The organism is Vibrio sp. 10N.247.311.51 (assembly GCF_041467855.1).
GTDB classification, from domain to species: domain Bacteria; phylum Pseudomonadota; class Gammaproteobacteria; order Enterobacterales; family Vibrionaceae; genus Vibrio; species Vibrio coralliirubri.
Genome location: NZ_JBFSVK010000029.1, coordinates 1 through 14,525 on the forward strand (window position 1 = coordinate 1; position 14,525 = coordinate 14,525).

Annotated in this window: 10 protein-coding genes and 1 pseudogene; 6 read left to right on the forward strand and 5 right to left on the reverse strand. The window is 43.8% G+C overall.

The window, feature by feature from the left end:
* Window positions 1-327 precede the first annotated feature (327 nt).
* A complete protein-coding gene (gene hipB / locus AB6E85_RS20875; RefSeq protein ID WP_017110259.1) occupies window positions 328-576 on the forward strand; it encodes a type II toxin-antitoxin system antitoxin HipB in 249 nt (82 codons plus the stop codon).
* A complete protein-coding gene (locus tag AB6E85_RS20880) occupies window positions 576-1,892 on the forward strand; it encodes a type II toxin-antitoxin system HipA family toxin (RefSeq protein ID WP_372144060.1) in 1,317 nt (438 codons plus the stop codon). Before hipB ends, AB6E85_RS20880 begins: the two co-directional genes overlap by 1 nt.
* 130 nt (window positions 1,893-2,022) lie before the next feature.
* Here the strand turns inward: AB6E85_RS20880 and AB6E85_RS20885 are convergent, their stop codons facing one another.
* From AB6E85_RS20885 to AB6E85_RS20900, 4 genes and pseudogenes are all read right to left on the reverse strand, one after another.
* Window positions 2,023-3,903, reverse strand: coding sequence for an ATP-dependent zinc protease (locus tag AB6E85_RS20885; protein WP_372144062.1), 1,881 nt, complete (start codon window positions 3,901-3,903; stop codon window positions 2,023-2,025).
* 305 nt (window positions 3,904-4,208) lie between these two features.
* Window positions 4,209-5,018, reverse strand: coding sequence for a M15 family metallopeptidase (locus AB6E85_RS20890; protein WP_372144064.1), 810 nt, complete (start codon window positions 5,016-5,018; stop codon window positions 4,209-4,211).
* A gap of 98 nt (window positions 5,019-5,116) precedes the next feature.
* Window positions 5,117-5,844 (reverse strand): annotated as a pseudogene (locus AB6E85_RS20895) (DUF429 domain-containing protein).
* Between the two features lie 58 nt (window positions 5,845-5,902).
* Entirely contained in the window at window positions 5,903-7,615 is a 1,713-nt protein-coding gene (locus tag AB6E85_RS20900) for a class I SAM-dependent methyltransferase (protein ID WP_372144066.1), read from the reverse strand.
* A gap of 266 nt (window positions 7,616-7,881) precedes the next feature.
* On the opposite strand from AB6E85_RS20900, the gene AB6E85_RS20905 reads away from it, so the two are divergent.
* From AB6E85_RS20905 to AB6E85_RS20920, 4 genes are all read left to right on the forward strand, one after another.
* Window positions 7,882-8,820: a hypothetical protein gene (locus AB6E85_RS20905; RefSeq protein WP_372144068.1), complete on the forward strand. Its 939-nt coding sequence runs from the start codon at window positions 7,882-7,884 to the stop codon at window positions 8,818-8,820.
* A 196-nt stretch (window positions 8,821-9,016) separates the two neighbouring features.
* Window positions 9,017-9,784, forward strand: a complete 768-nt coding sequence (locus tag AB6E85_RS20910) for a 1-acylglycerol-3-phosphate O-acyltransferase (protein WP_372144070.1) — start codon at window positions 9,017-9,019, stop codon at window positions 9,782-9,784.
* Between the two features lie 147 nt (window positions 9,785-9,931).
* The gene (locus AB6E85_RS20915; RefSeq protein WP_372144072.1) at window positions 9,932-11,287 is read left to right on the forward strand and encodes an MBL fold metallo-hydrolase; all 1,356 of its coding nucleotides are present in this window, start codon (window positions 9,932-9,934) and stop codon (window positions 11,285-11,287) included.
* Between the two features lie 455 nt (window positions 11,288-11,742).
* On the forward strand, window positions 11,743-13,290 hold the full coding sequence (locus AB6E85_RS20920; RefSeq protein ID WP_248641121.1) for a sodium:alanine symporter family protein: 1,548 nt from the start codon (window positions 11,743-11,745) through the stop codon (window positions 13,288-13,290).
* 145 nt (window positions 13,291-13,435) lie between these two features.
* Here the strand turns inward: AB6E85_RS20920 and AB6E85_RS20925 are convergent, their stop codons facing one another.
* On the reverse strand, window positions 13,436-14,029 hold the full coding sequence (locus AB6E85_RS20925) for an acetate uptake transporter (RefSeq protein ID WP_010440610.1): 594 nt from the start codon (window positions 14,027-14,029) through the stop codon (window positions 13,436-13,438).
* Window positions 14,030-14,525: the final 496 nt, after the last annotated feature.

Genomic DNA, 14,525 nt, shown 5'->3' on the forward strand with positions numbered 1-14,525 from the left:
TAGATGATCTGATCGTAGCTTTAAGCATTAGTTCCCTGATTTAGGAAACAAAGCCTCTACTTACGTGTAACCATCATCTCACCTTACCCGCACGGATAATCGCTAGTCGACAGAAGAACTTAGCGACAAGTCTAACAAAGGCTGGTATCCACCTTCTTGCAATACCTCTTTAAGCTAAAGGCTTTAATAATCCTACTTTATCCTCTACAAGGTATATAACTTGCAATATCCCCTGTAAGGTATAAAATCACATATATCCCTTTGTTGGGATAGCATGACCAATATCCTCTCATGGGGATGAAACCTCATAGTAAGGAGTGATAACTTGTGATTTATAGCCCACAACAATTAGCTAATACTTTACTGCTAATACGCCAAAAGAATAGATGGACTCAGTCTGAGCTGGCAAAAAAAGTAGGGATAAAACAAGCAACCATTTCGAACTTTGAAAATAGACCAGAAAAGGCCACTATTTCAACAATGTTCAAGCTTATCCAAGCATTAGATCTCACCCTTAAAATCGAACCCAAAGATGCAAAAAATAGTCAAAGCACTGTTGATGAGGAAGATTGGTAATGCAACAACTTAATGCCTATATGAATGGTGAGTTGGTCGGTACTCTAACAAAGCAAAACAATGGCTCTCATGAATTTAAATATAACGAGTCTTGGCTAAGTAGCGACAAATCTCGCCCATTATCTTTATCCCTTAAACTACAAATACCTACGATAACTTCTGATGCCGTTATCAACTACTTTGACAACCTGCTACCAGACAATATTGCTATACGTAATAGGATTGTGGCACGCTATCAAACGGCTTCAAATCAACCTTTTGATCTTCTGAAAGAAATTGGCAAAGACAGCGTTGGTGCCATTGCTCTGCTCCCTCCAAGTCAACCCTATATCGAGAACAAACTGTCATACGAACTTCTTGATGAATCTCGGCTTGAAAAAATCTTAGCAGCCCATCATTCCGATATTCCATTAGGTATGATTAAGGAAGAAGATGATTTCCGAATATCGGTTGCTGGCGCTCAAGAAAAAACAGCATTACTAAGGTTGAATGGAGATTGGTGCTTGCCTAAAGGGAATACACCTACAAGCCATATCATTAAGCTACCTATTGGTGAGATTAAGCAGCCCACCTCTATTCTAGATCTGACTGAAAGTGTCGAGAATGAGTTCATCTGTATTGAGTTAGCTAGAGAGTTGGGATTTGATGTTCCGACAGTCGAGATCATCACAACCCATAATTATAAAGCCATTGCTGTTGAACGTTTTGATAGACGTTGGATTAAGGATCGTACACACCTACTGCGCCTTCCTCAGGAAGATATCTGTCAAGCCAAAGGAATCCCTTCATCAATAAAATACGAAAGTGATGGAGGCCCCGGAATCGCCGATATTATGAAGCTACTTGAAGGCTCATCAAATGCACTGGAAGACAGATATAACTTCATGAAGTTTCAAGTTTTCCAATGGGCTATAGGCGCTATTGATGGGCATGCAAAGAACTATTCAATATTTATTGAAAAGCAAGGTAGTTATCGCTTAACACCATTTTATGACATTTTGTCGGCTTACCCTATCACAGGAAAAAAAGGGCTAAACATCAGAAAATTAAAGTTAGCAATGGGATTAAAAGCAAGTCGTGGTAAGAAGTACCAAATAAGCAAGATCTACTCTCGCCACTTTCTTGATACAGCCCATTCAGTTGGCTTTAATTCTGATAGCATGCAAAGCATATTGGATGACATGCAAACTGAATTACCCAAAGCAATTGAGCGCCTCTCCGCACGCTTGCCTGAAGGTTTCCCAAAACACATAACCGAAGCTATCTTTGATAACTCTATTTCTATGCTTAACAAGTTAAATTTGAGCAAGAACTAGATCCTTTCCCCATAGAGAAGATAGAGCTTGATGTGCTTAATAGAGCACTCAATAAAAAGCCACACATCCCAATACTGAAATGTGTGGCTGTTTAGAACTATTCTGATACGAACTTAGATAAGTTTAGGTGTTACTCCATATCACCCAGCAGGTAATCTTCATCGCTGCTGACTACTGCGCCGTGCTTCAAGAAGTTCTTACCTAGGATCATGCTGTATTCAAAGCGAGAGCGGTCTTGAAGGTTTACCCTCACCTCTTTCTCTAGGTCCCCGAGCTTAACCTTCATTTCTACTACAGGGCGAATGTTCACCTTCTCGCCTTTCTTGGCTTTGATGCGCATTACATCAATCACTGGCTTGGTGAAATCTTGCTTATCGCCTTGGTTGTTTTGATAGGTAAAGCTCACCATGTCTTGGCCATCTTTCTTAAATCGTTTGATGTTGACTGCGTTCATTGAGCTCACATCCGCGCCAGTGTCGAGCTTAGCCGGGAACTTCATGCCGTTCACTTCTACTACTTCAATGTGCCCTACTTTAAACAGTGGTTCGGCTTTCAGAAGGTAATCAGAACGCGTATTAACGTAAACGCCTTCTTTTGCCATCTTCTTACCTAAAATAAAGTACGCTTCTTTCTCATTTGTATTAAGCACATCGATGGCAAACTCTTGCGTACGCACATTTCCAGATACCGCAAATTCACCACTTACAACCGGACGAGTATCATCCCCGACTTTAAGCTTCTTAATAATTGGCTTGGTCACCTTCTGCTTCTCACCATTTACATCCGTAAGATAAAATTCGACGGAAGCATCTTTGCCTTTACCTGTCATTTCAAAACTGTCGACCTTCAGCAAAGGCGTATTGACAGTGAAAGAAGCCACCGCCTTAAGAGGGAAGTCATCTAGTGTGATGTCCTCTTCCGGCGAGATAATCATAGGCTCACCAGACTCAGCCACATCACTAAAGTTCTCTGAACCTTCTGATAAAATATTCTCAGCACTGGTGTCAATCATGAAGAGTTCGCTGGCGGTGTTGGTTCCAAATCTCAACTGCGACTCACTACTCGAGCGCTCACGTAGGTACACCAGAACGTCTTTTGTGGTGTTTTCATCGAGTTGAACAGGCACATACACCAAAGGTCTCTTCTTACCGCTCACGCTTAACATACGAACCAACGGCAACGTCATCTCTTTTGGCTTGCCGTCGTTGTCGAACATATCAAACGTCACTTCTTTGTTCTTTTTGTCTATGTCGATGTCTTTTGCATGCAAAATGCTGTAGCGGTTCTTTAAAGAGAAGGTCGCATTCATCGCCATTCCCGAGATAGAAACCACTTCTTTACGGCCAACCACCGTTGCGTTCTCTTGCTCTTGTAAGTAGTCGTAGCCCGCAAACACCAGCGCGTTGTCCGCAAGGAAGGTTTTGCCGATCAATACTGGCGCAGAGAAGTGACTTCTATCGGTCAGGTTAACGTCTGTTTTTAGCTCTTGGTCTGCAATGGTAAGCGACATTTTTACGGTAGGACGAAGTAAAGGCGTGCTGCTAGTGCGGCTGCGTATCATGCTGACACGCTCTAAAGGCGCTTCGATTAATACCATGTCTCCCGTGCGTGGATTTTGAACCTTAAAAGAGACCACAGCTTCATATTTCGCAAAGGTGCTGCCATCCCAATCATCGTAATCAACATCGGAATTGTTCAACAGGTCTTCGGTTAACGCCGCCATCAACTCTTTGTCTTTGAGGTTTTGGTAGTCGGGATTAGAGCTCTTCACATGAATGTCTTCAGCATGCATAGAAGTGGTTTCCGCACCGGTATCAATTTTACCAATGAAAGGAACGTCTTTTAGCCCTTTAACGCTTGATAGGTACACGTTCTCAGTGCGACCTAATACCGACTTACCATCGAGTTCGTAAGTGGGATTTTGAGTGGTAGGTGAAGTGTCAGTAGCCAAAGTGTATTGTGAAAAAAGTAGAGTGCTTAAAAGAGTTAGAGCCAAAGGTATCTTTTTCATTAGTTGGTCCGTTGTGATCAGTTCACTAATAATACTGGCGTTTCAGCGAAGAGTTCCCCCACCAGCAATGGTTCTCACATAACGTTAACGCTATGAGTTTTTAAATGACAAACCGATGACTTTGCGCTGCATTCGCTTATCGATTATTGACTAATGGATACCCAATAACCTTTTCAATGCTCGGTGTTCTATTGAAGAAATGAATACAAAAAAGGCCAACGACGAGCGCTGACCTTAGCGATTCAAAACACACCTGAAGCGAGTTTAACTTGCTAAAACACAAACGGTTCTAGATAAACATAGCACTAAAAAGTCCCGACTGTTTTCTTTGCGCAGATAGCTCGAGCTTTTTCTGCGTCCTCACCTTTATTTTTGAGATAGCACTGTCGATAAGATTCGACGTAGCGCTCAAATAACACCTTGGCTTCAGGTTGTGGTTTAGAGAGCAGTTGGTTAACAAACTTTCTTGAGCCGACCTCAAAATGCTGAGTATCAATTGGGGAGTTCCAGTCCCCTCCCCAAATCATAAATCCGTGATGGGCAAACAGCTCGACCACATCTTCTGCCATGCCGCGGCGTTCTATTTCATCACGCGCACGAAAGCGAGTACGGTTCACATAACTTGTCGCAGATTGTGAAGGTTTTACCGTGATTTTTCCGTTGCTATCGAACTCTAAGAAAGGGTTTTGAACTGGGTTGATGTCTATCGCCACGCCATAAGCATGTTTCGACCAACCACCTCCGCCGGTAATAGGACGAGCATTAAACGCGCTGCTGTTGTTCGCGTCCATTGAGGCGTTATCGTCACCTCTGAATTCACGCATAAGGCGAGCAGAATGAAGAGGGAAATTGCGCTGTTTAAGCTCTGAAAAGATTTGTTCAACAGCAGGCGCAATAACATCAAGCACGATAATATTGCCCTGTTGCGTTTCCCCTTTGAAATTAATGAAATCGAAATCCACTTTAGATAGTCGCTCACAACCAACAGGTGCACCACTACTCAAGACATTGTTCTTTTTCATCATGTCGCATTGCCATTGAGATATAGGGGCGACTTGGGCATAACTAGCAATACTGAGCACAGTGGCCAGACAGCCGACAATAAAACGTTTCATATCAAAGACTCAAAAATAGTAAGAGTGAAAAGTAGCAGAGTTGGAAAATAACATAAGTTAGAAAGTAACATATTAAGCCAAGTTGAGCGCACGCTTTGTTAGCGCGTTTTGTCCCAATAGACAATCTCTCGAACTCGTCCATTCTGGTCGACATCCGCTTCTCCACCAACATCAGAAGGCTCTGGTAAGGTCGATAATTGCGGAGCGTTATAGGCAACCAACATAAGTACAAAAGCATCATAGATATCGTCTATCGCGACATCTTTACGCTTAGTATTTGAAATGGCCAACGACAAGCCTTTACACCATTTGGGAGCAAGTTGTGAATAATAGTAAGCCGTTCCTCTTTGCCCTCTTGCGTTCGTTTTGAAAACGTCAGCGGTTCGCCTTTCAAAGCTGCAAACACCACCTCAGGATGTGATTCCCTTATAGAAAGGCTTGAGCGAGATTCAATGAGCTCATCAAGCTCGCGGATCTTGGGAACTATGCCCCAAGTCTGTTTAGAAAACTTCTTATCAAGCTGCTCAACATTAGCACTACACGCCGCAATGTAATCGGTTTGATAAACCGCCTCTCGGCACGGCACTGGAAACACGGAAGATCCACGCTTGCTGGTGAGGAAACGTCTTGCTGCTTTATCGCATAATCTATCTGGAGTCTGTGCGTCACTAAAACCAATCGGCATATCGATAAGCACGGTAGAGCCGACAAGATCACTCGCCAGTTCATCGAGCGTGTTTACCACTTTGAACGTAGGTAGCTCATTGCTAGAGACAATCCAAGCGATCCACCCCGCCTTACAGCCATCAATTCCGATGTATTTCATTATGTTCTCGATGATTAGTTTGTTGAAGGTTATTTGAGATAACTAACCCACTTAATGATCAGTACCACTCACTAATCAACAGTCTGCTTTTCACACCCCGTACCTGCAAGCCCATTGCATCGAACACCTCTTCGAAGTCTCGACATTGTGGTGGAATATTGGGTAAAGAAAGCGCTGCTTCAGAAAAGAACTGCTGTTCAAAATGAGCCGAATCACTCCATGCTAGCTGCCACCATTCGAGAATACGAGACTTAGACGTGCGAAGTTTTTCAGCGGTAGGGACTTTGTCACTTTTACTTAAGTTCTCTTTGCTTGTAGTAGGAAAGAGATTCCACTTATCGTTGTTTGGCCAGTAAGCGAAAGGCAAACAGTGATCAACGTGATACTCATGTTTTAATGTTTTTCCACTCCAGACGCTGACAATGTCGGCACGATCAGCTCTAAGTTGCTCAACACGTTTACGCACATCGCGAGTATCGTGGTTTTGATCGATCCATACCAAGCAGTCGTGGTAAGTCTGTAGTGAGATACTTCGCTGTCGGTTCAACTCGAAACGCTGCATCTCCATGACCCATTGATTCACCACCAGCGGTTCAATCCAAGAGTGGTAGATTCTAAAGCACTCCCACAAGCTTGCATCGAGGGTAAAATAGCCAAAGCTCTCTAAGAACTCACTATCAATGACCAGCGATTCTCGGCTCTTCCGTCGTTTTTGAGGTGGGTGTATATCGAACAGTCGGTTGTCTTTCGAGCCTTGATAAATAAAAGTCATAGGCCCTGATTTAATGGTGCTGATCGTCTGTGAAAATAGCTTTTGTAGAGCCTTAGCTTCATCGCCGAGAAACATAGCGCCTATCGCTAGGTCATCAGCACTTAGGTGTGTGAGTTTATTCCACCCGTCCTCTTTTACAAACCCAAGTCCCTTCGTTGTGTTGCTATTTTGCTGAATCCCAACGCCTTCTATGTCGATATCAATCAGACGCTTAAACTGCCTAACCCAATACAGAGCAACCAAGCCCACTGGTAGAGAAATTTTTCCATCAGTTCGATCAAGCACAGCGCCCGAATGCGCATCCGCGATTCGCAGCAAGGTTCTTAACAAGGCCAATTTATATGTGGCCGACTTGTTGTCATTCACAATAATATGGCGCACCTTGTTCAAATCACCGGAGCCATCGTCTGGCAATGTCATCACCACGGTTTGCCACCACACTTCACTGCGGTTCAATGTGTCTTGGCTATCATCGACATGACGAACCAACAAGGCGCTGTTTTTTGATAAACGCTCGAGCTCTTCAATCGAGACTTCATAGCCTTGTCGACTGTCTTGAAACTCCCCATGACGCAGAGTGATCACCAGCTTGCCATTTGGAGCTAGCAAGTTAGACAACTTTCTAAATGCTCGTTCTCGATGAGACGGGGCTAAGTGCATCCAAACAGCACTCACCAATATCAAGTCAAAACGCATTCCGAGGTTTTCAGTGCGGCTAAGCGAGGGAAGTGAATCATCAATCCAGGTAACACTTGGGCCTGTATATTTCGAGCCTTGTTCGCGTAATGAAGCACTTGGTTCTATCGCAATAACATCAGCTCCGGCTTTGTGCATCCATAGCGCATCACGACCGCTCCCAGCACCGACATCTAATACTTTATCGCCCTCTAAAGGCCAATAAGCTTGCCAGCTTTTATGCACCGTCTCGAACGTCACTGAGTTGTACTGCTGGCAAAGTGTGTGAGCATTTTTATCGTAAAAAGGAATCGATGAAGACATATGCGCTATTGGAGTAAGGAGTCTATCTCAATAGTAATGGGGAACTTAGGCGATTGCTAGCAGCTCATTTAAGTTCAGCCACACCAATCAACATTTATCGTTAGTGACTGTTTTATATCAATATCCTCCTAATGAGTTCATCAGGCGAGTCACATCACGAATCAGTTTCGTCAGCAAAATAAAAACAAGGTGCAAGCTGACGTGCGAACAGAGATAATTGTTTGAAGATGATTAACTCGCCTCAAGCACCTAGCTGATAAAGACTAATGAACACATACTCACACATAGATACCCCATTCAACCTGCGCCACACCTGTTGGTTTTGTGGTGAACCTTCCAGTAACCTTGTTGAATTTCCTAAGACAGCACAAGCTGTTGCCAAGATTGGCCATTCACCGATAGCACTGCCGGCTTGTAATGAGTGTGCGAGAATTAACTATTCAAAGAATCTGACCTCAATTTGGTCTGTACGCGATCAGATAAAACACTCTCTGATAGACAAGTACGCTAAGCACCTTGGCATCGGTGAGAACTGGACAGAGCAAGAGCTTATTGATTCTGATTTCTCGGGTTCGACGCTCGGTGGGTTTGGGCGCAGCGCTTGGAAGATGTATCAAATCGCCAAGCAACGCGTCGATTATAAAGGCTGGCCTTTGTTGGTTGATGACATCCCACTTGAGGTATACGACGAAACCAGTGGCTTTGAATTCGACGGTACTCGTTATGCCTCAATCAATTCGTGTATCGACTATTTCACCAAGGCAGCAGGCGTAGACAAAGAACTACTCTCGCAACTTGTCGACATCGTTTCATCAGACCGATTTAGCTACGCACTGCGAATCGCCAAGCTGAACAAGAATGTCTCGAATACTAAGCGCTCGGAGATCGTCGAAGAGGTGCTGCAACAGGAGTCTGAACAAGAAGAGATACTGCTTGAGCAAGCTAATTCAATGTTTAACCCAAACGTCGAAGAGGTGAATATTTCAGGCTCAATAGCGCCTGTATTTGCCATTCAGTGGGCACTGGCTAACAAGGTTAAAAATTTAGCCCACCTTTGTGCTCTCGAAGATGAGTATTTTGACTATTTCGAGCACCTCGGCGGCCCTGCAGCTTTCATGTCTTATAACGGCCTACAACTCTACTTGGAATCGCGTCAAGACCCGGAATGGGTAGAAAAATCGGATCCAAATAAACAGTATTGGTGATAATGAGCCATTACTGGTGAACACGTGTAAGCTCGATAACTGTGTCAAACACCCATTGTTAGTCCTTGTTTTATATAAAGATCTAAAAATTGCCCCCTATCACAGTTAATTGTTGCAATTCGGTTAAATAGAGTGAAAACTTCAAGCATCTAAAACTATTTAATCACTGCCATCTGCGGTGAGTAAGGAGTGAGTTGTGCTTGCTGTTCTTCGTATTATTTTGGCTACGGTGTTTATTATTTTCACCACTCTATGTGCTTTTGTTTACTGCTTGTTTAGCCCCAAGAACCCCAAGCATGTGTACGTTTTCTGTCGTTGGTTCAACCAACTCCAAAAGATCATCGGTGTAAAACTGGTGCAGCGCGGCCTAGATAATGCGCCTACACCAGAAAACAGCGTCTACATCTCTAACCACCAAAGTATCTTAGACTTTGTAACTGACCCAGGAATGCTAAGACCGCGCACCGTTTCATTGGGCAAACGCGATTTGTTGTACGTGCCTTTCTTTGGCCTGCTGTATTGGATCACCGGTAACATCATGATTAACCGCGAAGACAAGTCCAAAGCACGCGATACCATCAAGCAAGTGGCGGAAGCGATTCATCAGAGAGATCTGTCTGTTTGGGTTTACCCGGAAGGAACCCGTAGTAAAGGACGTGGATTACTGCCATTCAAAACGGGCGCTTTCCGAATGGCGATTGAAGCTGGCGTGCCTATCACCCCGATGTGTACCAGCACCACACACAATAAGATCGACTTTAGTCGTGCCAATAATGGCATTGTGATCACCGAGATGCTGGAACCTATCGATGTATCCGGATACAAGCTTAGCGACGCAAGAGAGCTGGCCAATCGCTGTCACGCACTCATGGCAGAGAAAATAGCAGAGCTTGATGCCGAAGTGGCTCGTATAGAGGCGCAGCAAAACCCAGAGTTGGATTCAGATCGTTCTTCTACGAACTAACTCGCAACGAAACCACTGAGTCATCGCTCAGTTACTTAAAAAGACACTCAACGATCGCAACTCTCATTGTTCTTGTTTTACTTGCTGGCGCTTATCCGCAAAATAAAAACAGGCGTTATCGGCTTTATAGAGCAATGGGAGTAAACGATGGAAGTGATTCACCATGGTGGCAAACATACTGTCACAGGATCTTGTCACGAGCTAAGAGATTCAGGCCAAGCGGTGCTCATCGATTGTGGCTTGTTTCAAGGTAAAGAGTCCCAAGGTGCGGATACACGCCCTCTTGATATTGAATTTGAAACCTCCCACCTTAATGCTCTGCTGCTGACCCATACTCACATTGATCATATTGGCCGATTACCTTGGTTACTCGCCAGTGGGTTTAACCAACCTATTTATTGCACGCAAGCCACCGCTGAACTTGCCCCTTTAATGATTGAAGATGGATTAAAACTGCAAGGACTCAGTAATAAACAGTCGAAGCTGATACTCAAAAAGATTCATTCGTTAATTGCTCCCAAGCCTTACGGGGAATGGTTTCCAATCACGTCTAAACAGCAAAATAACGGAAAGGTTCATCATAGGCCAAATACTCTGTATGCTCGCTTTCAACCAGCTGGGCACATCTTAGGTTCCGCTTATATCGAGATTAAGTTACCCAGCCAAGAAGTCGTTGTGTTTTCTGGCGACTTGGGCCCAAGTAACACACCACTGCTGCCGGATCCCAAGTCACCACAGCAAGCCGATTATCTGTTTATCGAATCCACTTATGGCACCAGTACACATGATGATATTGCTACGCGATCTGAGCGTCTCAAGGCCATTATTGATCGTTCACTACTTGATGGTGGCGTTATTCTAATCCCGGCTTTTAGTATCGGCAGAACTCAGGAATTGTTGTTTGATATCGAACACCTGATCTTTGAGCATCAACTCAGCAGCGATATTCCTATTATTCTCGATTCTCCGATGGCTCAAAAAGTGACGCGTTCATACCGACGCTTTAAAGAGTTGTGGGGACAAGAAGCAAAGCAACGTCTTGAACTGAAACGCCACCCACTCGCTTTTGAGCAGTGCATTACGGTTGATGGACATAGAATGCACAAGAAGATCGTTAATCGCCTCAAGTCGACAGGCGAACCCGCGATTGTGGTCGCAGCTTCTGGAATGTGTCAGGGTGGCAGGATCATGAACTACTTATCCGCCTTGCTTCCCGATAAACGAACCGATGTGATTTTAGCGGGCTATCAAGCGCACGGGACACTCGGACGAGAGCTGCAACAAGGCGAAATGCAGGTTTCTATTGATAACAAAGACGTTGAGGTTAATGCTCAAATTCATGGCATGTCTGGCTATTCTGCCCATGCTGATAAAGAAGATCTCTACCGATTTATAGAGGGCATCGCGACTCCACCGAAAGAGGTGCATTTGATTCACGGCGAGCCAAATACTCAGTCTGAGTTCGCTCAAGAATTACAGGCGCGAGGGTTCGTGGTTGTTTGAAACAGGCATCAAATTAACAACTTTTACTAGGTAGATATTAAAGCCTCAATTATCAAACCTTCAAAATCCACAGTCTCTTAGACCTGCTAGCTCACCCGATGCAGGTGATATATTCCAACCTACTTATCCCACCATTCCTATATCAGCCGTTTATGCTAAGCGGCTTTAACCGCTGTTTTTCGCGATTTCATTTCTTATGCGCACCTCAAGATCCCCTTTCTGTATTAATCACTATTTATTCATTTTTCAAAACACAATAAATCACAACTAGTTGCATATCAGGTTAAATAGAACGATTATCGAATTAGCACTAAGCATTAACAAACACCCTCTATAACTTGCTTTATGTCACAGTAATCCTAATGCGCAGTTAAATAATTTAACACTCGGGTTACAAGTGAAGTATTGTGTTGTTCGAAAAACAATCATAAGCAAAACTAACAGGGAAAATACTCATGCAGTCATTCGTTGATTTTTTGAATGGAATAATCTGGAGCCCAGTACTTATCTACCTATGTTTAGGTGCAGGTTTGTTCTACTCCATCATGACTCGATTTGTTCAAATCCGTCACTTCTTTGAAATGTGGCGCTTGCTACTATCGGGTAAAAGCTCATCAAAAGGCATCTCGTCTTTCCAAGCTCTAGCCGTTTCGCTATCTGGCCGTGTAGGTACAGGTAACATTGCTGGTGTTGCTGCCGCTATCGGTTTCGGTGGCCCAGGTGCCGTATTCTGGATGTGGGTTGTAGCCTTCTTTGGCGCCGCAACTGCTTACGCAGAATCTACGCTAGCGCAAATCTACAAAGAAGAAGACGAAGGCCAGTTCCGTGGTGGTCCGGCTTACTACATTGAAAAAGCAATGGGTCAGAAGTGGTACGCATGGATCTTTGCTATCGCGACTATTTTTGCATGTGGTATTTTGCTTCCAGGTGTTCAGTCAAACAGTATTGGTAATGCTGTAGAAGCTGCATTTGGCTCAGGTGACATGATTGAAACAGCTGTCGGTACATTCAGTTTCGCTAAAATTTTCACCGGTACTGTTGTTGCTATCATCCTTGCTTTCATCATCTTTGGTGGTGTTAAACGTATTGCGAACTTCACACAAATCGTTGTTCCTTTCATGGCATTGGCTTACATCATCATCGCGTTCGTTATCATTCTGCTAAACATCAGCCAAGTGCCAACTGTTTTCGCAATGATTGTTGGTGATGCATTCACACCTATGGCAGGCTTCGGTGCTGCAATTGGTTGGGGTGTTAAGCGTGGTGTTTACTCAAACGAAGCGGGTCAAGGTACTGGTCCTCACGCGGCAGCAGCTGCAAGTGTTGATCACCCAGCTCAGCAAGGTTTGGTGCAAGCGTTCTCTATCTACATCGATACTCTTCTAGTATGTTCTGCTACAGCGTTCATGATCATCATCACTGGTGCTTACAACGTTCACGGCGGCGCTGAAGGTGTATTCCTTGTTCAGAACCTAGCAGCAAACATCGGTGCGAATGGTCCTGTATTTACACAGCTTGCTATTGAAAGTGCACTACCAGGCATTGGTAAGCCATTCATCGCATTTGCTCTGTTCTTCTTCGCATTTACAACGATTCTTGCTTACTACTACATCGCAGAAACGAATATTGCTTACCTACGTCGTACCATCAAGATCCCTGGCATGATGTTCGTACTTAAGCTTGTTCTTATCACTGCAGTTTTCTATGGCACAGTTAAAACAGCGAACCTTGCATGGGCAATGGGTGATGTTGGTGTTGGCTTGATGGCATGGTTAAACATCGTTGGTATTCTGATCATCTTCTTCATGTCTAAGCCTGCGCTTAAAGCTCTAGCTGACTACGAAGAACAGCAGAAACAAGGCGTAACTGAGTACACGTTCAACCCTGTAAAACTAGGCATTAAAGGTGCAACTTACTGGGAAGAGAAGTACAAGCGTAAAACAGGCAAGTCTCCTGAAGCAGAATCTGCAGACACTAAACCTGTAGAGCAACCTTCAGCTTAAGCTTTCCTTAGCAAATAGATCGCTTTAACAAATAGCGCTATTAATAACGCATAAAAAAGGGGTTAGCCATTTCGGCTAACCCCTTTTGTTTTATTCATAACCAATAAACGGCTTATAACAAACTAACTGTTCCCGAGTTAGAGTATTAAGCAGCGATTTCTTGTGTTGCCATTTGAGGTGCTTTCTTCTCACCGATAGGCAGTACTGTGCGGCCGTATTCGTTGTTGATTACTTGTGCCATTGCAAAGTAAATAGCTGAAGCACCACAGAAGATACCTTCAAAACCAGCGATAGTGCCGATTAGTTCGCTGCCAGTGAAATCACGAGCTGCAAGTAGGAAGAACAAGATAGTTAATGAACCGAATACTACTTGTTTCGCCACTGGGTAGCATAGAGAACCGATGAACATGAAGCCTGTGAAGATGCCCCATAGTAGTAGGTACCAACCCATGAATGCTGCAGGGCTTGCAGGTAGGCCCATGTAAGGCATTACGATTAAACCAACCAAAGACAACCAAAATAGGCCGTAAGAAGTAAACGCAGTTGTACCGAACGTGTCACCACGTTTGAAACACATTGTGCCCACGATAACTTGGCTCAAACCACCGTAAAAAATACCCATAGCAAGAATCATTGAATCAATTGGAAAGAAACCTGCGTTGTGGATATTAAGAAGAATAGTGGTCATACCGAAACCCATTAAGCCTAGTGGCGCTGGGTTAGCTAGTTTGGTCGACATTGCGAATTTACCTTATTAAAGTGGTTGATTAAAAAAAAACGATAAAAGTTATCAGAAAATTTTAATCTATAAACCGTACAACTAGGTAATCCAGTTATCGAAAACTAAGATTGTGTAAATGATCTTATGGAAAATTAGTTTCATAACGACACAAATCAATTCACAGAAACTATAAGTAAACGAATTCCCTATCGCATATCTACTCATTAGATCGTCATTCCAGAATCGAGGGACGAGATATCTGGAATCTCGCCCTTAGACATATGCGCCGACGATAAACGCTAAAGATTCCCTATCACGTTCGTTCCTCACTGTAGGGAATGACGGTGGTTTGCTTAGATGCGAGTAAACGAGATACGGGATACGGGATACGGGATACGAAGAACATGTTTAGATTGAAGTAAGTGATATGCATATGAAAAAGGTACGGGTAACGAGATTCGGGATGCGAAAAGAGTCTTTGGATTTGAGTAAGCGCCCCCTTAATAGCAAACGT